Origin of the sequence: Kitasatospora sp. NPDC048722 (assembly GCF_040650235.1) — a bacterium.
Lineage (GTDB): Bacteria > Actinomycetota > Actinomycetes > Streptomycetales > Streptomycetaceae > Kitasatospora.
Window position 1 is genome coordinate 58,540 of record NZ_JBEZGX010000036.1, and the last position, 21,723, is coordinate 80,262.

20 protein-coding genes are annotated in these 21,723 nt (G+C 73.4%); 2 read left to right on the top strand and 18 right to left on the bottom strand.

The features are described from left to right. Positions 1-62 precede the first annotated feature (62 nt). From ftsY to AB0C76_RS25080, 6 genes are all read right to left on the bottom strand, one after another. Positions 63-1,283 (bottom strand): signal recognition particle-docking protein FtsY, encoded by a 1,221-nt coding sequence (gene ftsY, locus AB0C76_RS25055; protein WP_359969532.1) that lies wholly within the window; start codon positions 1,281-1,283, stop codon positions 63-65. 47 nt (positions 1,284-1,330) lie between these two features. Then, on the bottom strand, positions 1,331-4,921 hold the full coding sequence (smc, locus tag AB0C76_RS25060) for a chromosome segregation protein SMC (protein WP_359969535.1): 3,591 nt from the start codon (positions 4,919-4,921) through the stop codon (positions 1,331-1,333). A 186-nt stretch (positions 4,922-5,107) separates the two neighbouring features. Continuing rightward, on the bottom strand, positions 5,108-5,311 hold the full coding sequence (locus AB0C76_RS25065) for a hypothetical protein (protein WP_045702518.1): 204 nt from the start codon (positions 5,309-5,311) through the stop codon (positions 5,108-5,110). A gap of 414 nt (positions 5,312-5,725) precedes the next feature. Then, positions 5,726-6,025, bottom strand: a complete 300-nt coding sequence (locus AB0C76_RS25070) for an acylphosphatase (protein ID WP_359969538.1) — start codon at positions 6,023-6,025, stop codon at positions 5,726-5,728. 47 nt (positions 6,026-6,072) lie between these two features. Then, positions 6,073-6,582 (bottom strand): helix-turn-helix domain-containing protein, encoded by a 510-nt coding sequence (locus tag AB0C76_RS25075; RefSeq protein ID WP_359969541.1) that lies wholly within the window; start codon positions 6,580-6,582, stop codon positions 6,073-6,075. Between the two features lie 123 nt (positions 6,583-6,705). Continuing rightward, positions 6,706-8,055, bottom strand: coding sequence for a hypothetical protein (locus tag AB0C76_RS25080; protein ID WP_359969544.1), 1,350 nt, complete (start codon positions 8,053-8,055; stop codon positions 6,706-6,708). 313 nt (positions 8,056-8,368) lie between these two features. Here AB0C76_RS25080 and AB0C76_RS25085 point away from each other — a divergent pair, with 313 nt between their 5' ends. Beyond that, positions 8,369-9,289, top strand: a complete 921-nt coding sequence (locus tag AB0C76_RS25085; RefSeq protein ID WP_359969546.1) for a hypothetical protein — start codon at positions 8,369-8,371, stop codon at positions 9,287-9,289. A gap of 9 nt (positions 9,290-9,298) precedes the next feature. On the opposite strand, the gene mutM is transcribed toward AB0C76_RS25085, so the two are convergent. The 10 genes from mutM to AB0C76_RS25135 form a co-directional block, all read right to left on the bottom strand. Then, a complete protein-coding gene (gene mutM, locus AB0C76_RS25090; RefSeq protein ID WP_359969549.1) occupies positions 9,299-10,177 on the bottom strand; it encodes a bifunctional DNA-formamidopyrimidine glycosylase/DNA-(apurinic or apyrimidinic site) lyase in 879 nt (292 codons plus the stop codon). Between the two features lie 52 nt (positions 10,178-10,229). Then, entirely contained in the window at positions 10,230-11,018 is a 789-nt protein-coding gene (rnc, locus tag AB0C76_RS25095) for a ribonuclease III (protein WP_359969552.1), read from the bottom strand. Positions 11,019-11,038: 20 nt separating this feature from the next. Then, positions 11,039-11,212, bottom strand: a complete 174-nt coding sequence (gene rpmF / locus AB0C76_RS25100) for a 50S ribosomal protein L32 (protein WP_030056747.1) — start codon at positions 11,210-11,212, stop codon at positions 11,039-11,041. A gap of 2 nt (positions 11,213-11,214) precedes the next feature. Continuing rightward, on the bottom strand, positions 11,215-11,859 hold the full coding sequence (locus tag AB0C76_RS25105; protein ID WP_359969555.1) for a DUF177 domain-containing protein: 645 nt from the start codon (positions 11,857-11,859) through the stop codon (positions 11,215-11,217). Positions 11,860-12,020: 161 nt separating this feature from the next. Next, positions 12,021-13,208, bottom strand: a complete 1,188-nt coding sequence (locus tag AB0C76_RS25110) for an ATP synthase F0 subunit B (protein ID WP_359969558.1) — start codon at positions 13,206-13,208, stop codon at positions 12,021-12,023. 196 nt (positions 13,209-13,404) lie between these two features. Further along, positions 13,405-13,896, bottom strand: a complete 492-nt coding sequence (gene coaD, locus AB0C76_RS25115; protein ID WP_359969561.1) for a pantetheine-phosphate adenylyltransferase — start codon at positions 13,894-13,896, stop codon at positions 13,405-13,407. A gap of 49 nt (positions 13,897-13,945) precedes the next feature. Then, positions 13,946-14,524: a 16S rRNA (guanine(966)-N(2))-methyltransferase RsmD gene (rsmD, locus tag AB0C76_RS25120; protein ID WP_359969564.1), complete on the bottom strand. Its 579-nt coding sequence runs from the start codon at positions 14,522-14,524 to the stop codon at positions 13,946-13,948. Positions 14,525-14,644: 120 nt separating this feature from the next. Beyond that, on the bottom strand, positions 14,645-15,178 hold the full coding sequence (locus tag AB0C76_RS25125; RefSeq protein WP_355674667.1) for a hypothetical protein: 534 nt from the start codon (positions 15,176-15,178) through the stop codon (positions 14,645-14,647). Positions 15,179-15,291: 113 nt separating this feature from the next. Next, the gene (gene recG, locus AB0C76_RS25130; RefSeq protein ID WP_359969568.1) at positions 15,292-17,508 is read right to left on the bottom strand and encodes an ATP-dependent DNA helicase RecG; all 2,217 of its coding nucleotides are present in this window, start codon (positions 17,506-17,508) and stop codon (positions 15,292-15,294) included. Positions 17,509-17,570: 62 nt separating this feature from the next. Then, positions 17,571-19,202 carry a DAK2 domain-containing protein gene (locus AB0C76_RS25135; protein WP_359969570.1) on the bottom strand — a complete coding sequence of 544 codons (1,632 nt, stop codon included), beginning with the start codon at positions 19,200-19,202 and terminating at the stop codon, positions 17,571-17,573. Between the two features lie 281 nt (positions 19,203-19,483). On the opposite strand from AB0C76_RS25135, the gene rpmB reads away from it, so the two are divergent. Further along, positions 19,484-19,669 (top strand): 50S ribosomal protein L28, encoded by a 186-nt coding sequence (gene rpmB / locus AB0C76_RS25140; protein ID WP_014138233.1) that lies wholly within the window; start codon positions 19,484-19,486, stop codon positions 19,667-19,669. Between the two features lie 148 nt (positions 19,670-19,817). On the opposite strand, the gene thiD is transcribed toward rpmB, so the two are convergent. Beyond that, positions 19,818-20,615 (bottom strand): bifunctional hydroxymethylpyrimidine kinase/phosphomethylpyrimidine kinase, encoded by a 798-nt coding sequence (gene thiD, locus AB0C76_RS25145; protein ID WP_359969573.1) that lies wholly within the window; start codon positions 20,613-20,615, stop codon positions 19,818-19,820. Between the two features lie 23 nt (positions 20,616-20,638). Continuing rightward, the gene (locus AB0C76_RS25150; protein ID WP_359969576.1) at positions 20,639-21,664 is read right to left on the bottom strand and encodes an ATP-dependent 6-phosphofructokinase; all 1,026 of its coding nucleotides are present in this window, start codon (positions 21,662-21,664) and stop codon (positions 20,639-20,641) included. Between the last annotated feature and the right edge of the window lie 59 nt (positions 21,665-21,723).

Sequence of the window (21,723 nt, forward strand, 5' to 3'; positions counted from 1 at the left end):
CGAGCCCAGCGCAAAGGGCCCGCCCCCAGCGGGGAGCGGACCCTTCACCGTGTGCGGGGAGCTCAGTCCCCGATCAGCGCGTCCACGAAGGCGCCAGGCTCGAACGGCGCCAGGTCGTCCGCGCCCTCGCCGAGGCCGATCAGCTTGACCGGCACCCCCAGCTCGCGCTGGACCGCGACGACGATGCCGCCCTTGGCGGTGCCGTCCAGCTTGGTCAGCACGATGCCGGTGATGTCGACCACCTCGGCGAAGACCCGGGCCTGGATCAGGCCGTTCTGACCGGTGGTGGCGTCCAGCACCAGCAGGACCTCGTCCACCGGGCCGTGCTTCTCGACGACCCGCTTGACCTTGCCCAGCTCGTCCATCAGGCCGGTCTTGGTGTGCAGACGGCCGGCGGTGTCCACCAGGACGGTGTCCACGCCCTCGGCGATGCCCTCCTTGACCGCGTCGAACGCGATCGAGGCCGGGTCGCCGCCCTCGGGACCGCGCACGGTCCGGGCGCCGACCCGCTCGCCCCAGGTCTGGAGCTGGTCGGCGGCGGCGGCACGGAAGGTGTCGGCCGCGCCGAGCACGACCCTGCGGCCGTCGGCGACCAGGACGCGGGCCAGCTTGCCGGTGGTGGTGGTCTTGCCGACGCCGTTGACGCCGACGACCAGGACCACGGCCGGGCCCTCCTCGTGCTTGGTGGAGCGCACGGTGCGGTCGGCGTCCTTGCCGACCAGCTCGACGAGCTCCTCGCGCAGCAGCCCGCGCAGCTCGTCGGGGGTGCGGGTGCCGAGCACCTTCACCCGGGTGCGCAGCCGCTCGACCAGCTCCTGGGTGGGGGCCACGCCGACGTCGGCGGTCAGCAGGGTGTCCTCGATCTCCTCCCAGGTGTCCTCGTCGAGGTGCTCGCGGGAGAGCAGCGAGAGCAGGCCCTTGCCGAGCGAGTTCTGCGAACGCGAGAGCCGGGAGCGCAGCCGGACGAGCCGGCCGGCGGTGGGCTCGGGGACCTCGATGGCGGGAGCCACCTCGGCCTCGGCGACCTCGACGGCCTCGGGGGCCTCGGGGGCCTCGGGGGCCTCGGGGAGCGGCACCTCCTCGACGGTGCGCCGCGGCTCCTCGGTGGGCGGCGCGGCCTCCTCACCGACCTGGGGCTCGCGCGGGGTGGTCGGCGGCGCCGTGATGACCGGCGCCTGCGACTTCGGCGGGAGTTGCTGGCGTCGTCTGCCGGAAACGACGAGGCCCGCGATCGCGCCGACGGCGACCACGGCGATGACTACGGCAAGGATCACGTATTCCATAACGGATCCAGTATCCGCGACGGGACCCGAGAAGCACCGCACCCGGGCTAGGCCGATGTGGCCCGCTCCACTTCCCGCCGCCGCTCGCGGTCCTCTTCCCGCAGCCGCTGGCTGATCACCTGGGAGATGCCGTCGCCCTTCATCGTCACGCCGTAGAGCGCGTCCGCGGACTCCATCGTCAGCTTCTGGTGCGTGATCACGATCAGCTGCGAGCTCTCCCGCAGCTCCTCCATGATCCCGATCAGCCGGCGCAGATTGGTCTCGTCCAGTGCTGCCTCCACCTCGTCCATGACGTAGAACGGGCTGGGCCTGGCCTTGAAGATGGCGACCAGCAGCGCGACGGCGGTCAGCGAGCGCTCGCCGCCGGAGAGCAGCGACAGCCGCTTGACCTTCTTGCCCGGCGGGCGGGCCTCCACCTCGACCCCGGTGGTCAGCATGTCGTCGGGGTCGGTCAGCACCAGCCGCCCCTCCCCGCCCGGGAACAGCCGGGCGAAGACTCCCTCGAACTGGGCCGCGGTGTCCTGGTAGGCGGACGCGAACAGTTGCTCGACCCGCTCGTCGACGTCCCGGACGATGTCCATCAGGTCGCGCCGACCGCGCTTGAGGTCGTCCAGCTGCTCGCCGAGGAACTGGTGGCGCTCCTCCAGCGCGGCGAACTCCTCCAGCGCGAGCGGGTTGACCTTGCCGAGCTGCTGGTAGGCCTTCTCGGCCGCCCGCAGCCGCTTCTCCTGCTCGGCCCGGACGTAGGGGTACGGCTCCCCCGGCTCCCGCCCCTCCTCGGGCGTGGCCGGCGGGACGGGCTGGTCGGGCCCGTACGAGGCGAGCAGCTCGCCGCCGTCGATGCCGAACTCCTCCAGCGCCCTGGTCTCCAGCTGCTCGATCCGCAGCCGCTTCTCGGCCCGCAGGACCTCGTCCCGATGGCCTGCGTCGACCAGCTTGTCCAGTTCCTCCTTGAGGCCGCGCCCCTGCTCGCGGTGCTCCCGGAGCTCCGCCTCGCGCTCGGCGCGCTCCCGTTCGACGGCCGCCCGCCCGGCGTCCGCACGCGCGAGCGACACCTCCAGGCAGGTGAGCAGTTGCCGGGCACCCGCCGCGACGGCGTTCGCCACCCCGGCGTCGTGCTGCGCGCGCCGACGGCGCTCGGCGGCACGGGCGCGCGCCTCGCGCTCGGCGCGGGCGGCGCGGTCCAGCTGGTCGGCACGGCCGGCCAGCGCGCGGACCCGCTCCTCGTGGGTGCGCACGGCGAGGCGCGCCTCCAGCTCGGCCTGCCGGGCGGCTGAGGCGGCACCGGCCAGCCGCTGCTGCTCGGCCGGGTCAGGCTCGTCCTCCCCCGCATCGGCGGAGTCCTCGGCGGCGGCCAGGCGTTCGGCCAGTTCCTCGGCGGTGGCGAGCAGTTGGGCGAGGCCCTCCTCCGCCCGGGCGGCGGCGGCCGCCAGCCGTTCGGCCTCGCCGGCGGCGGCGCGGGCCTGTCCGCCCAGGCGGCCGAGCGCTCCGGCCACCTGGGCCCGTTCCTTCTCCGCGTGCCTCCGCTGTGCGGACAGCCGTTCCACCTCGGCCGCCGACTCGCTCCGCAGTTCGGTGAGTTCGGCCAGCCGTTCGGCCGCCTCGGCGCAGCGGAGGGCGAGTCGGTCGATCGCGCGGGCCGTCTCGTCCACTGCGGCCTGGGTCTCCAGCAGGCTCGGCGCGCCGCCGGAGCCGCCGTGGGCGCAACCGGCGCCGAGCCGGTCGCCGTCTGCGGTGACGGCGTTCAGGGCGGGGTGCGCGGCGATCAGGGACAGGGCGTCGTCGAGGGTGCCGACGACGGCCGTCCCGGCCAGCAGCGTCCGCACGGCGGCGGTCAACTCGGCTGGTCCGTCCACCAGTTCGGCCGCCCAGCGGGCACCGGCGGGCAACTCGGGCACGGCCCGGGCCGGTTCGGGCGCACCGGCGATGAGCAGCGCGGCCCGCCCGGCGTCGTCGGCACGCAGCAGGCGCAGCGCGGCGACGGCGGCGTCCGGCGAGTCGACGGCCACCGCATCGGCCGCGGCGCCGAGCGCGGCGGCGACGGCGGCCTCGTGGCCGGGGGCGATCCGCAGCAGTGCGGCGGCCGGGCCGAGCAGCCCGGTCAGCCGTTTCCCCGCCGCGAGCAGCGCACCGGTGCCGTCCTTGCGGCGCAGCCCGAGCGCCAGCGCGTCGTGGCGCGCGGTGAGCGCGGCGCGCTCGCGCTCGGCGGCGCCGGCCGCCTCCCGGGCGGTGGCGAGGTCGCGTTCGACGGCGGCGAGCCGCGCGCGGGCCTCGTCGTGGGCGGTGTCGGCGCGCTCGTCGTCCCCGACGAGGCCGTCGACCTGCTCCTGCAGCTGCTCGAACTCGCCCTGCGCGGCCCCGGCCCGCAACAGCGCCTCGTCCCTGGCCTCGGTGAGCCGGCCGATCTCGGCCTGGGCCGACGTGGCCTTGGAGCGCGCGGCCGCCGCCTGCCCCTGGAGCCGGGCGAGCCCCTCGCGGCGGTCGGCGATGGCGCGGGCGGCGTCCCGCAGCCGGCGTTCCTCGGCGGCCAGGTCGCGTTCCAGTCCGTTCTTGCGTTCGACGGCCTCGGCCAGCGCGTACTGGGCCTCCTCCAGCGCCTCGGCGAGGGCGGCCTCCTCCTCGCGCACGCGCTCGGCCTCGCGTTCGAGCTCTTCCGGGTCCCGTCCGCGCCGTTCCTCGCCCTGTCCCCCGGCGGCGGCGTGCCGGGCCCTCGCCTCGGCCAGTCCGATCGTGCCGCGGGTGCGCTCGGCGAGCGCGGAGAGCCGGTACCAGGTCTGCCGGGCGGCCTCCAGGCTCGGGCCGAGCTGCTCGACCTGCGCCTCCAGGACGCGCTCGCGCTGGACGGCGCGGGCCAGTTCCTGCTCGACGGTGGTGCGGCGCAGGCGCAGCGCCAGTTCGTCGGCGATCTCGGCCTCGACGGCCTTGCGGAGGGCGAGCAGGTCGTCGGCGAGCAGCCGCAGCCGGGCGTCGCGCAGGTCGGCCTGGATGCCGGCGGCGCGGCGGGCGATCCTGGCCTGCCGGCCGAGCGGGCCGAGCTGGCGGCGCAGTTCGGCCACCAGGTCCTGGACGCGGTTGAGGTTGGCCTGCATCGCGTCGAGCTTCCGCAGCGCCTTCTCCTTGCGCTTGCGGTGCTTGAGCACGCCGGCCGCCTCCTCGATGAAGGCCCGGCGGCCCATCGGGTCGGCGTGCAGGACGGAGTCCAGCTGGCCCTGGCCGACGATGACGTGCATCTCGCGGCCGATGCCGGAGTCGGAGAGCAGTTCCTGGATGTCGAGCAGCCGGCAGGTCCGGCCGTTGAGCGCGTACTCGCTGCCGCCGTTGCGGAACATCGTCCGGGTGATGGTCACCTCGGCGTACTCGATGGGCAGCGCGCCGTCGGTGTTGTCGATGGTGAGGCTGACCTCGGCGCGGCCGAGCGGGGCGCGCCCGCTGGTCCCGGCGAAGATGACGTCCTCCATCTTGCCGCCGCGCAGCGACTTGGCGCCCTGCTCGCCCATGACCCAGGAGAGCGCGTCGACGACGTTGGACTTGCCCGAGCCGTTCGGGCCGACGACGCAGGTGATGCCGGGCTCGAAGCGCAGCGTGGTGCTGGAGGCGAAGGACTTGAACCCGCGCAGCGTCAGACTCTTCAGGTGCACGCCGCCGGTCTCCTCATCGCTCGCCGGGGTTCACGGGCCCCGACCGCGACTGTATCCGGCGGGCGGGCGGCCGAAGGCGCCCGGACACGACGAAGGGACGCCACAACCGGGCGTCCCTTGCATGCTGCGTCCCTTGCGGGGCGGCTCAGTGCACAGCGGCGTCGATCTGTGAGGACCGGGCGGGACTCAGGTGAGAGCCGGCTCCCGCTGATCCAGATCGATGCTGTTGAGCAGCGAGTGCTCGTCAGCGACAGCGGTGAGAGCGTCGTTCTCAGCCTGCATCCGAAGGAGCTCGGCTTCAAGGTCCTGGACGCGCTGCTGAAGCCGTCGCATCTCGGAGAGCATTCGCGGGTCGGGGCCGCCGACGTACCCGAGAAGCGCCTTTGCCATGATGAATGGTCCTCCACGCTGAGTGACCGAACCGGAACGGTACAGGTCTAGGGGGAAGGGGGACGCACGCGCGGCGCGCCACCGGTAAGTGCCGGCTTGGCACTGCGGCGCAACCATCGTGAGCTGCGCTCACGAGGGCATGCGCCGACCGGGAAAACGCGGTCGTGTGCGCGGGCTTCCAGCGTCTCACCAAAGACGGAAAGGGTCAACACGATCACCGCACGCTACCGCGCCCCTGTCACCTGCCTGGCGGTGTCGTCACGCCGAGGGGGTCCGGGCCCGGGTCCACCAGGTGCTCGTGGATCATCGTTCGATGCGGAGTCAACCACGAGTCTGCCCGGATGGCAACCGTATGACACCGCCGGTTGAGGATCTTTTCCCCGGGGACCGCACGGGGCCCCTCCGCGGCGGATTTCAGCGGATCTCGAAGCCCTCGTAGCCGGCGCCGACGGCGGTCCAGATCTCGGTCACGCCGCTCACGCTGCCGGGCGTGTCGGGGCCGCGGAGCAGCGCGAGCAGCTCCTCGCAGTCGGCGGCGAGGCCCTCGGCCACCACCTGGACCCGGCCGTCGCCGAGGTTGCTCGCGTAGCCGGTCAGACCGACCTCCAGCGCCCGAGCCCTGGTCCACCAGCGGAAGCCGACCTGCTGGACCTTCCCCCGGACCCAGGCGGTGACCCGGACCGGTTCCTCACTGTGGGCGTCGCGACCGTGCATGCCCCGACCCTAACCGGCCGCGGGCCCGGCCACAGGTCCGCGGACGGTCACGGCTCCGCGGGCCCCTCGACGGTCCATCCCGGGCTGTGCACGCGCGCGTGCAGTTCGCCGCGCCGGGCCTCCCGGCCGCAGGTGCGGCAGACCCAGGCCGCGTCGAAGGCGTGGGGCTCGTGCCCCGGCGGCTCGTGGTCGAAGGTGACCGGCGACTCGGGCAGCAGCCAGCGGTCGCCCCACGTGCGCAGCGCGTGGGCGAGCGGGGCGAGGTCACGGCCGGCCTCGGTGAGGTGGTACTCGTAGCGCGGCGGGCGCTCGCTGTAGGCGCGCCGCTCGACGATCCCCGCCTCCTCCAACGCCCGCAGCCGGGCGGTGAGCCGGTCCCGGGGCGCGCCCGTGTTGCGGGCGATCCGGTCGAAGCGGTGGTTGCCGTAGAACAGTTCGCGCACCACCAGCAGGGCCCACTTCTCTCCGACGACGTGCAGCGCCGCCGCCATCGAGCAGGGACGGCCGGGCAGGGCGGCGGGGACCGACGGGACCGGGCCCGGGGTGTCAGGGGTCACGGCGCCAGCGTGCCACACAGGGTTGTGTTCTCAAACCCGGCCCGGACGACACCGCGGCCCCGCCGGAGGATCCGGCGGGGCCGCAGCGGGGTGCGCGTCGGGTCGGCGCGTCAGGTCAGCGGGTCACCAGTCGCCGCCGCCACCGCCGAAGTCGCCGCCACCGCTCCAGTCACCACCGCTGAAGTCCCCGGCGTTGAAGTCCGCCCCGGTGAAGTCACCGCCCTCGTACTGGTCCTGGTAGCCGTGGTGGCCGCCCTCCATCATCGGCGCCGCGGCGTAGGCCGGGCCGCTGCTCATCATCGAGCCGAGCATGGTGCCCACCAGCAGGCCGGACAGCAGCCCGCCGCCGCCGAAGCCGCTGTAGTAGCCACCCGCGTACGGGGCGTAGGCCGGGCCGGCGTTCCAGTACGGCTGCGGGCCGTACTCGGTGTCCACCGTGCGGACGGCCGGGTCGAGGCCGGCGGCGACGCGGTCCGCGTCGGCCTGGCAGACCGGGACGCTGCGGGCCGAACCGCCGGCCGGGGCCCAGTCGACGTCCTTGACGGAGGGGCCGTGGCGCGGGTCCATGAAGCACGGGGGACGGCGCTCGGGCAGCGGGCGCCCGTCGCGCCGGGCGGCCAGGGTGGCCAGCGCGAACCGGCCGTCCTCGATCGTCTCGGTGACGACCTTGACGTCCTCGGGCTTCTTGGCCTCGTCCATCAGGCGCTTGGCCTTCTCGTACGAGTCGAGCGCGTGGCTGTAGTCGGTCCGCTGGACGTCGTCGGCGTCGGCGGCACGCGGGTTGAAGTCCAGGCGCTCGAGCTCGACGCCGTAGGCGGTGATGTCCTCGTCGACCACGCGGCGCAGCTGCTCCAGCTCGGCGCGGGCCTGCTCCTCCTTGCGCTTCTTGGCGCGGCGGAAGAGGAAGAAGACACCGGCGCCGGCCAGCGCGAGCAGCACGACCGGGATGACCACCCAGGCGATCGAGGTGCTGTGGTTCACCCCGGTGCCCTTGGTCTGCGGGGCGGCCTGGTCGACGAAGTCGTTCAGGGTGGCGTTGATGTCGCCCTTGTCCGCGCGGGCGACGGCACCCGAGATCCGCTCCGCGGCGCCGACGCCCATCGCGCCGCGGTCGGCGTGGGCCAGGAACCCTCCGGTCCCGCGCCAGACGCCGTAGACGCCGTCGATGCCCACCAGGGTGCGCAGATCGGTGAGGATGGTGTCCTTGTTGGCGCTGTCGGGGACGACCGCGATGAAGATCGGCTTGTCGGCCTTCTCGATCTTCTTGGTCAGGGCGTCCGCCTGCGCCTGGCTGAAGCGGTCCAGCATCGTCGGGGCGACGTAGACCTGGCCCTTCTTCAGGGTGGCCGCGGCGTCGCTCAGGCCACCGGCCGCCGAGGCCGCCGGGGCGAGCAGGAGCAGAAGCCCGAGCAGCGTCGCCGCGACCACGGCGAGCGGCCCGGTGCCCCGGGAACGTCGAGCAAGGGTTCTCATAGCACCCGACGCTACCGCGAGTGGCGGCGAAGCACGCCATACCCTTCGCATACTGGTGATGTGGGGATTCCCCGCCGGACGCCGGGGCGGTCCCCTCCTCGGGGATGAGATTTCCCCCGAGTCACCCTGAACCGGACGACCGCCGGGAACCGCGGCAGGCGGCCGGACGTACATCCCGGCAGGCCCGGAGCGGTCGGAGGGGGTGTCCTGACCGTATCGTGCGAACGGGCATAGTGGTCCCGGACCGCGGGCCCATTACCCGCTCTTGACCCAACGCCCCTCGTGGCCCCAACCCCTCTGATCGGAGCGCTCGGTGATCATCGGCCTCGTCACCGCCGTGACGGCATCCGCCTGTTACGGCACCGGCTCGGTCCTGCAGGCCGTCGGTTCCCGGCGGTCCGCCCGCGAGGAGGCCGCCAAGGGTGTCTCCACCGCCACGACCGAGCACGGCGGGCCGAGCCTGTCCTCGACCGCGAAGGCCGCCGTCACCTGGGAGTTCATCCTCGGCACGGTGCTCGACCTGATCGGCTTCGGACTCGGGGCACTGGCCGCCCGGCTGCTGCCGTTGTTCCTCTCCCAGACGATCATCAGCGCCAACCTGGTGATCACCGCGGTGCTGAGCATCAAGCTGCTCGGCATCCGGCTCAAGCAGCTGGAGTGGGCGTCGATCGGCGTGCTCTGCTCGGCGCTGGTGCTGCTGGCCGTCTCGGCCGGCCCCGAGGGCGGCCACCACGCGGAGATGGCGTTCCACTGGTGGCTGCTGATCATCACCACCGTCCTGCTGGTCGGCGGCGGCCTGCTGGTGCGGCGGATGGGCTCGAAGGGCGCCGTCGTCGCCGGTCTGCTGTCCGGCCTCGGCTTCGGCGCCCTCGGCGTCGGCGTGCGCATCCTCAACGGCGTCGAGCCGTTCGAGCTCGGCAGCCTGCTCTCCGACCCGGCGCTGTACGCGATCATCATCGGCGGCCTGGGCGGCATGTACGTGCACACGGTCGCGCTGCAGATCGGCTCGGTGAACGGCGCGACGGCCGCCCTGGTGGTCGGCGAGACCGTGCTGCCCGGCGTGGTCGGCGTGCTGTGGCTCGGCGACTCCTCCAAGTCCGGCCTCGGCTGGCTCGGTGTGGTCGGCTTCGTGCTCGCGGTGGTGTCCGCCGTCGGCGTCGCCTACTTCGGCCAGGGCGACCACGGAGCCCTCGGCGACGCGGCCGACCAGGAGCCCGAACTCGCGCACAAATAGCGCTGCCCGTCAGCCCCCGCTGCGCTCCCGCGGCACCCGTTGGCAGCGGGGGCAGTAGTAGCTGGAGCGGTTCATCCACGCGGCCCGGCGGATCGCGGTGCCGCAGCGGCGGCAGGGCTCGTGCTCGCGGCCGTACGCGTCGAGGTCCCGCGAGAAGTAGCCGCTCTCGCCGTTCACGTTGACGTACAGGCTGTCGAAGCTGGTGCCGCCGACGGCCAGCGCCGCGGTCATCACGTCCCGGGCGTTGGCCAGCAGCACGGCCGCCTGCGGGCGGGTGAGCGTCGCCGTCGGCCGGTCGTAGTGCAGCTTGGAGCGCCAGAGCGCCTCGTCGGCGTAGATGTTCCCGACGCCGCTGATCAGCGTCTGGTCGAGCAGCGCGCGCTTGACGGTGGTGCGCCTGGCGCGCAGCGCGGCCGTGAAGGCGTCGTCGTCGAAGCGCGGGTCGAGCGGGTCGCGCGCGATGTGCGCGATGGAGACGGGCGTGCCCTCCGGGTCGCCCTCCTCGGCCTCCTCGACCGCGAGGCCGCCGAAGGTCCGCTGGTCGACGAAGCGCAGTTCGCGTCCGCCGTCGGTGAAGCACAGCCGCACCCGCAGGTGCGTCTCGTCGGGCACCGACGGGTCCTGGACGAGGAGTTGGCCGCTCATGCCGAGGTGGCCGATCAGCGAGAATCCGGTGCCGGTGCCGGCCAGCGGCAGCCACAGGTACTTGCCGCGGCGCTGCGCGGCGCCGAGCGTCGTCCCGGTGAGCCGGGCGGCGAAGTCGGCGGCGCCCGCGGGCTGGCGGCGCACCGCGCGCGGGTGCAGGACCTGGACGTCGGCGACGGTCCGCCCGGCGACCCAGTTCGCCAGTCCGCGGCGCACGACCTCGACCTCGGGAAGTTCGGGCAAGGCAGCATTCCTCCTGCGGAAAGGGACCGGCAGGAGGAAGGCTACTGCTTCGTCACGCGCCGGCGGGCAGCCGGTCGGCGTACTTCTCCTTGATCGCGCGCCAGGCGCTCTCGGCGGCCTTCTGCTCGGCCTCCTTCTTCGAGCGGCCGACGCCGCTGCCGAAGTCCTGGCCGGCCACGCGGGCCACCGCGGTGAAGGTCTTCTCGTGGTCCGGACCGGACTCCATGACCACGTACTCGGGCACACCGATGCCCACCGAGGCGGTGAGCTCCTGCAGGCTGGTCTTCCAGTCCAGGCCCGCGCCCAGCTGAGAGGACTCCTCGATCAGCGGGTCGAACAGGCGGTGGACGAACTCGGTGGCCGCGTCCAGGCCCTGGTCCAGGTAGACGGCGCCGATGACGGCCTCGACGGTGTCCGCGAGGATCGACGACTTGTCGCGGCCGCCGGTGCCCTCCTCGCCCTTGCCGAGGCGGATGAAGGCGCCCAGGTCGAGCCCGCGCCCGACGTCCGCGAGCGCGCGGGAGTTGACCACCGCGGCGCGCAGCTTGGCGAGGGTGCCCTCGGGGACGTCCGGGTGGACGCGGTAGAGGGTGTCCGTCACCACGAGGCCCAGCACCGAGTCGCCGAGGAACTCCAGGCGCTCGTTGGTGGGCAGCCCGCCGTTCTCGTACGCGTACGAGCGGTGGGTCAGGGCACGTACCAGAAGGGCGCGCTCGAGCGTGTACCCGAGGCGCCCTTCCAGGACGTCGTATTCGGTCGAAGCCGGCCCACCGGCCTTGCCACCGCCCGAAGGACCCTTCGGGGCGGAGGACGCCTTGCGGGTGGAGTTACCGTCCGACATCGATCCGTGCACCCCGCCGATCAGACCGAGAGGACCTGGCGGCGGTTGTACGTGCCGCAGCTGGGGCACGCGATGTGGCCGAGCTTCGGCTCGTGGCAGCGGTCGCACGCCACGAGGGCCGGAACGACGGCCTTCCAGTTGGAACGGCGGTGGCGCGTGTTGCTGCGCGACATCTTCCGCTTCGGAACAGCCACGGCTACTTCTCCTGGTTCTCGGCGGCACCCTCACGGGTGTCGCTGTTCTTGATCCCGTCACCCTCGTCGCCGGGGGCGGCGGAGAGTCCCTGCAGAGCCGCCCACCGGGGGTCGGCGGCATCGTGGTGGTGGGCCGGGTCGTCGCTCAGGCGCGCTCCGCACTCGGAGCACAGGCCCAGGCAGTCGTCCTGGCACACCGGCTGCAGCGGCAGTGCGAGCACCACCGCGTCACGCAGCACCGGCTGGAGGTCGAAGAAATCGCCCTCCAGGCGGTAAGTCTCTTCTTCCGAGTCCTCGTCGAGGTCCTCGGTCCCGGTGGTCCGGGCGCGGTGGCGCTCGTCGGACTCCGGGTAGTAGTACAGCTCCTGGAAGTCCACGTCGATGTCGAACTCGACGGGCTCCAGGCACCGGACGCACTCGCCCTCGACCCGGGCCTCGGCGGTGCCGGTGACCAGCACGCCCTCGACCACGGACTCCAGGCGGAGCTCCAGCTGGATCTCGCTCTTCTCCGGGACGCCGATCACGTCGATGATCCCGAAGCCCTCGGGGGCCTCCAGGGTGCGGGACACCTTGCGCATCGAACCCGGACGGCGGCCGAGCTCGTGCGTGTCGAACACGAGGGGGTCGCGGTGGTCGAGGCGGTTCAAGGTGTCCTGACTTCCATGGAAGGTGATCGGTGGGGCCCCATGTACGGCGGCGTTGCGAGGGCAAGCCGAGAGTCCGACATGGAGAGGCCGGAGTGGTCAGACTACCGGAGTCTCCCGCCAGGCCCAACTTCGGTCCCGGAGGAACGACCCGGGACCGGTGCTCAGCGCCCGCCGAGCTCCCGCAGCCTGGTCATGTCGATCATGCTGGTGTCGAAGAAGCTCGTCTCGTCCAACCCGGGCTGCTGCTGCGGCACGACCGGCGGGGCGGCGGGCTGCTGCGGGTAGCCGTAGGCGTCGTACTGCTGCGCACCGTAGCCCTGTTGCTGCTGCGGATAGCCGTAGTCGGCGTGCTGCTGGCCCGTGTAGTCCCCGTGCTGCTGCTGTTGCGGGTACGCGCCCGTGGCGTCCTGCTGCTGGTGGGCCCACTGGGCCGCGTACGGGTCGCCCTGGGCGGCCGGGTCGAAGCCGCCGCCGTACACCTCGGCGTACTGCCCGCCCTGCTGCTGGGCCGCCGCGGCGTACTGGTCGGCGCCGGGGTTCTGCCAGCCGGCCGCGGCCGGGGTCTGCTCCGGCCAGCTCTGCTGCTGCGGCACGTCCTCGCGGTACCAGGCGAGTTCCTCGCCGTCGCCCTCGGCGGCGAAGCCCGCCGCGACCGCCTCGGCCCGCTCCTTGGCCTGCTGCGCCTCGTCGGCGGCGGCCAGGTAGGCGCCCAGCTCGTCGATCGGCCGCTTGCCGAGGAGCTTGTCGCGGCCCTTGCCGACGGCCTCCAGGGTCGCGCTGAGGACGTTCTCCAGGGTGGCGAGCTTCACATCGACGTACTCGTCGACCTCGGGACTCGGGCTGACCCGCTGCGGCCGGAACTCCTCGCCGTCCGTCTCGCCGTCGTACTCGTTCTCGAAGACGCTGGAGTCGCCGCGCAGCTTGGTCCGGCCGCGGCCGACGGCGCCGAGCGTCTTGGTCAGCACGACCTCGAAGTTGGCGAGCTTGCTGTCCACGTAGTCGTCGGCCTCGGCCCGCTTGGTGTCCACCTCGGAACGCGCCTCGGCGAGGATCCGGTCGGCCTCGGCCTGGGCCCGGCGGACCACCTCGGTGTCCGAGATCAGGGAGCCGCGCTCGGCGTGCGCACCCTGGATGATCCGGTCGGCCTCGGCCTGGGCGCCGGCCACCACCTGCTCGTGGTCGGCCATCACCGACTGCGCCTGGGCGAGTTCGGCGGGCAGGACCGCCTTGAGGTCGTTGAGCAGGCCGATCAGCTCGGCCCGGTTCACCACGCAGGAGGCCGACATCGGCATCGAGCGGGCGTTCTCGATCGCCGCCACGATCTCGTCGACCTTGTTCTGCACGTCCACGGGGCTTCGTCTTTCCGTGTGCCGCCGACGGTCCGGCGGAGGCAGGCCCGGCGCGGTGGACCTCACCGCAGGGCAGGAATACAGACTGTACGGCCACTGCGGGGCGCGGTCACAACGCCCGAGCCGGGCCGGGCCTCCGGGGGATCCCGGCGACACGGACAAACCATGACGAAGCGGCAGGAAGGGAACGGCCGGACTACTGCTCGGCCTTGCGCTCCGCGATCCGCTCGACCAGCCTGCGGTGCACCGTCTCCGGAAGCAGGTGCGAGACGTCGCCGCCGTACGAGGCCACCTCCTTGACCAGCGTCGAGGACAGGAAGCTGTACGTCGGCGAGGTCGGCACGAACAGCGTCTCGACGCCCGTCAACCCGTGGTTCATCTGGGCCATCTGCAGCTCGTAGTCGAAGTCGCTGACGGCCCGCAGCCCCTTGATGATCGCGGGGATGCCGCGCTCGCGGCAGTAGTCCACCAGCAGGCCGTGGTGCGACTCGACCACCACGTTCCCGAAGTCCGCGGTGACCTCCTCGATCAGGCCGATCCGCTCCTCGACGCTGAACATGCCCCGCTTGCTCCGGTTGATCAGCACCGCGACGTGCACCACGTCGTAGAGCTTCGAGGCCCGCTCGATGATGTCGAGGTGGCCGTTGGTGATCGGGTCGAACGAACCGGGGCAGACGGCTCGGCGCATGGCGTTTGTGCTCCCTCGTGGGGTGACGGCTGCTGCGGGCCTCGGCCCGCTACTCGTGCTGGCGGGCGGCGGCGCGACCGTACCAGAGCGTGCCCTCGCCGTAGCGGCGGGAGCGCAGCACCTCGAAGCCGTCGGGCCAGCCGAACTCTCCGCCGCGGGTGCTGCGCTCCACGGTGACGAGTGCGTCCTCCGCGAGCCAGCCCCCGGCCAGGAGTGTGATCAGCATCTCGCGCAGCTCGTCGTCCGTGACGGCGTACGGAGGATCGAGGAACACCAGGTCGTACGGGGCCTGCGGGGGCGGCCCGGCGATCACCTTCTCGGCCTTGGCGGCCTTCAGTTCCGCGCCCGGCAGGCCGATCGTGCGGACGTTCTCGCGGATCACCCGGGCCGCCTGGCCGTCCGCCTCGACCAGCAGGACGTGCTCGGCCCCCCGGGACAGCGCCTCCAGGCCGACCGCGCCCGATCCGCCGAACAGGTCGAGCATCCGGCTCCCGTGCAGGGTGCCGCGCAGCGCCTCCAGGGTGGAGAACATCGCCTCACGGGCCTTGTCGGAGGTCGGTCGGGTGCCCCGGCCTGGCGGTACGGCCAGCCGGCGGCCGCCGGCCGCTCCGGCGATCACGCGGGTCATGGTGGTGGGAGGTCCTTTCGTCGCTGCCCGACCACGCTACCCGCCCCGGGCAGGAGGCGAGCGGGCGAGTGACGGTGCGGCCCCCGCCGGGCGTACCGGTGGGGGCCGCGGGGGCGCCGCCTAGCTCGCCTCGGAGCCCGCCGACTGCGCCGGGACCGCCGCGCCGAGCAGGGCCGGCGAGGCGTAGCGGGACCAGGACAGGCAGCCGTCGGGCGGGCAGAACTCGGGGCGGCGCGGGTCGTGCCCGAGCTCGCGCAGCTTGGTGCGGACGGAGTCGGGCGTGCGGCCGAAGCGGGCGGCGATCCGGGCGACGGTCTCGCCGTCGTGGAAGCGCCGGACCAACTCCTCCTCGTGCTGCGGCACCCAGGGGGCGCCGTGGCCGGGGTACAGCTCGCGCAGCACGTCGCGGTCGGGGATGGGCTCGGAGACGTCGGCGACGATCGCCAGCGCCCGCAGCGCGCGGTTGAGCGCGATCCGCAGCGAGGCGACGTCCTCGACCGGCAGGCGGAGCTTGCCCGAGGCGAGCGGCGCGGCCGCCGCCCCCTCGCGCCAGCCGGTCAGGGTGAGGGTGACCTCGCGGTCGTCGTCGCTGGCGAGTTCGATCCGGAAGACCTTGTCGCCCAGCGGGAGCTCGTTGAGATGACGGAATGCCATGGCAGGACCCCCAAGTGTCGCGCCAGGTACGCACCTTGAGGTGCGTCCTGAACACCTTCATTCTCTCGCGGGGGTCTGACAATTCCCGGGCCGCGCGGGTACGACCGGCCCGCTCAGCCCTTCTCCATGTAGGCCGCGCGGTCCTCGTCGACGAGGCTCTCCAGCGCGGTGCGCAGCTCCGGGTGGGCGGCGAGCTCCGGGTCCTCGGCGACCAACCGGGTCGCCTCCGTCCGGGCGGTGAGGATGACCTCCTCGTCCTCCAGCACCGAGAGCACCTTGAGCGAGGACTTCACGCCGGACTGCGCCTGGCCCAGCACGTCGCCCTCGCGGCGCTGTTCGAGGTCGATCCGGGACAGCTCGAAGCCGTCCAGCGTGCCGGCCACCGCGTCCAGCCGGGCCCGGGCCGCGCTGCCCGCGGGCATGTCGCTGACCAGCAGGCACAGGCCCGCCGCGCTGCCGCGGCCGACCCGGCCGCGCAGCTGGTGCAGCTGGGAGACTCCGAAGCGGTCGGCGTCCATGATGACCATCGCGGTGGAGTTGGGGACGTTGACGCCCACCTCGATCACGGTGGTGGCGACCAGGACGTCCACCTCACCGGCCGAGAACCGGCGCATCACGTCGTCCTTGGCCTCGGGCGCGAGCCTGCCGTGCAGGATCTCCACCCGCAGGCCGCTCAGCGGACCCTTCACCAGCTTCTCGGCGGTCTCCACCACCGAGAGCGGGGGCCGCCGTTCGTCGCTCCCGGCGCCGGCGTCCGCGATGTCCTCGAAGTCCTCCTCGGCCGCCTTCCGCTTCTTCTTGGGATCGGCCGCCGGCTCCTCGTCCCCGATGCGGGGGCAGACGACGTACGCCTGGTGGCCCTTGCCGACCTCCTCGCGGACCCGCTCCCAGGCGCGGGTGAGGAAGTTGGGCTTCTCGACCGCGGGGACGACGTGGGTGGAGATCGGGGAGCGGCCGGCCGGGAGCTGGTCCAGGACGGAGGTCTCCAGGTCCCCGAAGACCGTCATCGCGACCGTGCGCGGGATCGGGGTGGCGGTCATCACCAGCAGGTGCGGCGGCTGGTCGCCCTTGGCGCGCAGCGCGTCGCGCTGCTCGACGCCGAAGCGGTGCTGCTCGTCGACGACGACGAGGCCGAGGTCCTGGAACTGGACCTTGTCCTCGATCAGCGCGTGGGTGCCGATGGCGATCCCGGCGTCCCCGCAGGCCATGTCGAGCAGCGCCTGGCGGCGGGCCGGGACGCCCATCGAGCCGGTGAGCAGCACGACCCGGGTGCCGAGGTCGGAGCCGCCGAGCATGCCGCCCTCGGCGAGGTCGCCCATCATCTCGACGATCGAACGGTGGTGCTGCTGGGCGAGCACCTCGGTGGGCGCGAGCAGGACGGCCTGGCCGCCGGCGTCCACCACGGCGAGCATCGCGCGCAGCGCGACCAGCGTCTTCCCGGAGCCGACCTCGCCCTGGAGCAGCCGGTGCATCGGGTGCTCGCTCGCGAGGTCGGCGGCGATCTCGGCGGACACCTTCCGCTGCCCCTCGGTGAGGGCGAACGGCAGCCGCTCGTCGAACGCGTCCAGCAGGCCGCCCTCGCGGGCCCGGCGCGGCTTGGCGGGCAGCGCGGACTCGGCGGCCCGGCGCTGTGCGAGGGCGACCTGGAGGACGAAGGCCTCGTCCCAGCGCAGCCGGCTCTGGGCGCGCTCGCGGTCGGCCTGGCTGCGCGGGCGGTGGATCAGCTCCAGGGCCTCCGGGAGCGGGATCAGGTCGTGCCGCTCGCGCAGTTCGGCGGGCAGCGGCTCGCCGACGTCGCCGAGGTGCTTGGTGAGCGCGGTGTCGATGCAGATCGACAGCTTCCAGCTGGGCATCTGGGCGCTCGCGCCGTACACCGGGATGAGGCGGCCGGCGAACTGCTGCGCGGCGTCCGACCCGGCGTCCTCGTCGAGCAGCTGGTAGTCCGGCGACACCAGCTGGCGGGTGCGGTTGAAGACGTTGACCTTGCCCGCGAACAGGCCCTGGGCGCCGGACCTCAGCTCCTTCTGCCGCCAGCCCTGGTTGAAGAACACCAGCGAGAGCCGGCTGCGGCCGTCGGTGACGACGACCTCCAGCCGGTCGCCCTTGCGGCCGCGGAACGGGATGAGGGTGACCTTCTCGATCCGGGCCAGCACGGTGACGTGCTCGTCGACCTCCAGCTCGTCCAGGCTGGTGAGCTGGCCGCGTTCGACGTAGCGGCGGGGGTAGTGGTGCAGGAGGTCCCCGACCGTGCGCAGCTTGAGGCTGTCGGCGAGCACCTTCGCGGTGCGGTCGCCGACGAGCTTGGTCAGTGGTTCATCGAGAGCGCCCATCAGGCCCTTGTTTACACCAAAGCGCCGACAAACCGGGCCGCTCCGCCGGCCCCGTCCGGCGCCTACTCGACCCCGATCAGCAGCGGGGCCGCCTCCCGGCCGCCGTGGAAGACCACCGTGTCCACCTCGGGCCGGCCCTGGCGCACGTGCGCGACGAGGTGCTCGGCGAGCGCGTCGTCCGCGCCCTCGCCGAGGATCAGGGTGACGAGTTCGCCGCCCGCCCCGAGCATCCGGTCCAGCACGCTGGCCCCGACCTCGGCCGGAGCGGCGCCGATCACCGCGACGTCCCCGTCGATCAGGCCGAGCACGTCCCCGGCCTGGCAGACCCCGGCCATCGTCCAGGACTCCCCCTCGGCGACGGCGAGTTCGGCGTAGCGGGTGGCCCCGGCGGCGGAGGTCATGGCGACCACGTCCTCGTCGAAACGGCGCCCGGCCTCGTGCACCGCGAGCGCCGCGAGCCCCTGCACCGGCGAGCGGGTGGGCAGGACGGCGATCCGCACGCCCTCCTCGCGGAGCTGGTCGGCAGCGGCACCGGCGGCGGCGCGCAGTTCGGGGTCGTTGAGCAGCAGGACGACCTCGCGCGCGCCCGACCTCCGGACGGCGGCGGCGAGTTCGGCGCTGGCGGTGGGGCGGTCCGGGTCGGCGCGGAGCACGACGGCGCCGGCCTGCTCGCAGAGTTCGGCGAGGCCCTCGCCGCACACCACGGAGAGCACCGCGCGGGCCGGTTCCTCGCGCTCGCCCGGCTCGGCGGCGGCGCCGGAGCGGGCGGCGGCCTCGGCGAAGTGGGTGATGCGGATCTGGTGCGGCCGGCCGGCCCCGATGCCGGCCTCGACGGCGGCGCCGGCGTCGTCCACGTGGACGTGCACGTTCCACAGGCCGTCGCCGCCGCCGATCACGAGGGAGTCGCCGAGCCCGCCGAGCCGCTCGCGCAGCGCGGGCAGGGCGTCGTCGGGGGCGTCCAGCAGGTAGATGACCTCGAAGGCGGGGTGGCCGGGGCCGGGCGGCCGTACGTGGGCCTCGCAGCTCTCCATCGCCCGGACGTCCCCGCGCAGCGCGACCGGCCCCATCGGCTGGTGCCCGGCGACGGCGTCGGCGAGCGCGCCGAGGACGGCCACCAGGCCGCGCCCGCCGGCGTCGACGACCCCGTTCTCGGCGAGCACGGCGAGCTGCTCGGGCGTGTGCCGCAGCGCGTCCCGGGCCGCCCGGTGCGCGGTGTCGGCGACCTGCGCGAGCCCGTCCCCGGCCCGGACGGCCTCCCGGGCGGCGACCCGGGCGACGGTCAGCAGCGTGCCCTCGACGGGTTCCGCGACGGCCTGGTAGGCGGAGTCGGCGGCCCGCTGGAGGGCGGCCCGCAGCTGGTCGGCGCCGCCGCCGCCGGCCAGCGTCTCGGCGGCGCCGCGCAGCCACTGGGCGAGGATCACGCCGGAGTTGCCGCGGGCGCCGACCAGCGCGCCGCGGGCCATCGCCCGGACCGTGTCGGCCAGGCCGGGGGCCGGCTCGGCGGCCGGGTCGGCGAAGCGGCTCTCCACCTCGGCGGCGGCGGACTCGACGGTCAGGTAGAGGTTGGTGCCGGTGTCGCCGTCCGGGACGGGATAGACGTTGAGCGCGTCGATCTCCTCGCGCGCCTGGCCGAGCGCGCGCAGGGCGAGCTGGCACCAGGTGCGCACGGCCGGGGCGTCGAGCGTGTGCAGCACCAGGTCTCCTCCGGATGGGACGCCGCGATGGCCTCAGGTCGAACGGCGAGGGGTGATACCGGCAGGTTATCGGGGGCCGGGAGGGGTCGCCCGGGCCGTCGGCCGGAGCGATCACCCGGGCGGTCATGGTAGTTTCGTTGAACGGGAGCAAGCGTTGTATGCTCTTCCGGTTGCCTGGAACAATCCGGGCGCACCCCCCAGGTCGGTCCGGTTCACGCGAGTGTTCCGGTGTCCTGGTGGGTTGTCGAACGTAACTGATCTGAAGTCTTGGAGTGACTCCTGTGGCTGCCAACTGCGACGTCTGCGGCAAGGGGCCGGGCTTCGGCAACAGCATCTCCCACTCGCACCGCCGTACCCCCCGTCGTTGGAACCCCAACATCCAGACGGTGCGCGCTGTGATTGGGCGGACGCCGAAGCGGCTCAACGTCTGCACCTCGTGCATCAAGGCCGGTAAGGTCTCGCGCTGACGCGCAGACCGGCATGCCGGTCCTCCAGTGGAGGCCGGTCCATCCTCGGATGGACCGGCCTCCACTGTTTTCTCCGGGCGTGCCGGGGCCTCCCGCGGGCGCCGGCGCGGTGGGCGGGTCCTGACGAGGGCCCGCCCACCGGCGTTCGTCAGCGCCAGCGCCAGGCGTGGTCGACCGGGCCGATCCCGGCGCCGAGGGCGAAGCCGCCCGCGATCGCGCCGGTGATGTACTCCTTGGCCGAGCCGACGGCCTCCGGCAGCGGCTCGCCCTTGGCGAGTCCGGCGGCGATCGCGCTGGCCAGCGTGCAGCCGGTGCCGTGGGTGTGCCGGTTGTCGTAGCGCGGCGCCCGGTACCAGTGCTCCTCCCCCGGCCCGCCGTACAGCAGGTCGGCGGCCTCGCCCTCCAGGTGCCCGCCCTTGACCAGGACCCAGCGCGGCCCGAGGTCGAGCAGCGCCTTGGCGGCGTCCAGCATCTGCCCCTCGTCCTCGACGGTGCGGCCGGTGAGCTGCGTCACCTCGTGCAGGTTGGGCGTGGCCAGGGTGGCCACCGGCAGCAGCTTCTCGCGGACGGTCGCGACCGCCTCGGCGGCGAGCAGCGCGTCCCCGTGCTTGGAGACGCCGACCGGGTCGACGACCACCGGGGCGTCCACCCCGGCCAGCAGGTCCGAGACCGTCTCGACGAGCTCGATCGACGCGAGCATCCCGGTCTTCACGGCCTGCACGCCGATGTCGTCCACCACGCTGCGGAACTGGGCCCGGACGGCCTCGGCGGGCAGTTCCCAGTAGCCCTGGACGCCGAGCGAGTTCTGCGCGGTGACGGCGGTGATCACGCTCATGCCGTGGACGCCGAGGGCGAGCATGGCCTTGAGGTCGGCCTGGATGCCGGCGCCGCCGCCGGAGTCGGATCCGGCGACGGTGAGCACGCGGGGAGGAGCAGTCGAAACCATGTCCCCAACCTACCCGCGGCCGCTCAGAGCACGGCTTCCGATTCCGCCCAGCGGTCCTCCGGCACGGTCTTCAGCCTGGTCACCGCGTCCGCGACCGGCCGCAGCTCGATGGAGGTCCCGCACAGCGCCGTGAAGTGCCCGAACGCGCCCGCGTGCACGGCCTCCACGGCGTGCCACCCGAACCGGGTCGCGAGCACCCGGTCCCGCGCGGTCGGGGTGCCGCCGCGCTGGGTGTGGCCGAGGATCACCGGGCGGGCCTCCTTGCCGAGCAGGTTCTCCAGCTCGTTGGCGAGCCGGTTGCCGATCCCGCCGAACGTCCGGTGCCCGAACTGGTCCACCTCGCCGTGGTCGAAGCGCATCGTGCCGGGCATCGGGGCGGCGCCCTCGGCGACCGCGATGATGGCGAACTTCTTGCCGCGCGCGAAGCGGTCCTCGACCATCCGGGCCACCGCCTCGATGTCGAACGGCTTCTCCGGGATCAGGATGCCGTGGGCGCCGCCGGCCATGCCCGCGGTGAGCGTGATCCAGCCGGTGTGCCGGCCCATCAACTCGACCACCATGACGCGCTGGTGGGACTCGGCGGTGGTCTTCAGCCGGTCGATCGCCTCGGTCGCGACGTGCACCGCGGTGTCGAAGCCGAAGGTGACGTCGGTGGCGTCGATGTCGTTGTCGATGGTCTTCGGCACCCCGACCACCGGCAGTCCGGCCTCGCTGAACAGTTTGGCGGCGGTCAGCGTGCCCTCGCCGCCGATCGCGATCAGCGCGTCGATGCCGATGTCCCGGGCCAGCGTCTTGGCGTTCTCCACCGCCCAGGCGATCCGCTCGCGCCGGACCCGGGCCGACCCGAGGATGGTGCCGCCGAGGGTGAGCAGACCGGTGACGTCGTCGTGCGAGACCAGGCGGGTGCGGCCCTCGATCAGACCGAGGAAGCCGTCCAGGATCCCGACGATCTCGTCACCGTGCACATCGGTGCCCCGGTGCACCACGGAGCGGATCACCGCGTTGAGGCCGGGGCAGTCGCCGCCGCTGGTCAGAACACCGATGCGCATGGTTGGTGCGTTCTCCGCTCGCAGTGGTCCGGACCACCCGCGCCGGAGGGCGGGCGGGC

Bases quoted from the DNA above. Each gene is read 5' to 3' on its own strand.
- recG (WP_359969568.1), bottom strand. From the start codon at position 17,508: ATGGGCGCTCTCGATGAACCACTGACCAAGCTCGTCGGCGACCGCACC.
- AB0C76_RS25125 (WP_355674667.1), bottom strand. From the start codon at position 15,178: ATGGCATTCCGTCATCTCAACGAGCTCCCGCTGGGCGACAAGGTCTTC.
- rsmD (WP_359969564.1), bottom strand. From the start codon at position 14,524: ATGACCCGCGTGATCGCCGGAGCGGCCGGCGGCCGCCGGCTGGCCGTA.
- AB0C76_RS25065 (WP_045702518.1), bottom strand. From the start codon at position 5,311: ATGGCAAAGGCGCTTCTCGGGTACGTCGGCGGCCCCGACCCGCGAATG.
- coaD (WP_359969561.1), bottom strand. From the start codon at position 13,896: ATGCGCCGAGCCGTCTGCCCCGGTTCGTTCGACCCGATCACCAACGGC.
- AB0C76_RS25080 (WP_359969544.1), bottom strand. From the start codon at position 8,055: ATGAGAACCCTTGCTCGACGTTCCCGGGGCACCGGGCCGCTCGCCGTG.
- AB0C76_RS25150 (WP_359969576.1), bottom strand. From the start codon at position 21,664: ATGCGCATCGGTGTTCTGACCAGCGGCGGCGACTGCCCCGGCCTCAAC.
- AB0C76_RS25070 (WP_359969538.1), bottom strand. From the start codon at position 6,025: ATGCACGGTCGCGACGCCCACAGTGAGGAACCGGTCCGGGTCACCGCC.
- thiD (WP_359969573.1), bottom strand. From the start codon at position 20,615: ATGGTTTCGACTGCTCCTCCCCGCGTGCTCACCGTCGCCGGATCCGAC.
- ftsY (WP_359969532.1), bottom strand. From the start codon at position 1,283: ATGGAATACGTGATCCTTGCCGTAGTCATCGCCGTGGTCGCCGTCGGC.
- rnc (WP_359969552.1), bottom strand. From the start codon at position 11,018: ATGTCGGACGGTAACTCCACCCGCAAGGCGTCCTCCGCCCCGAAGGGT.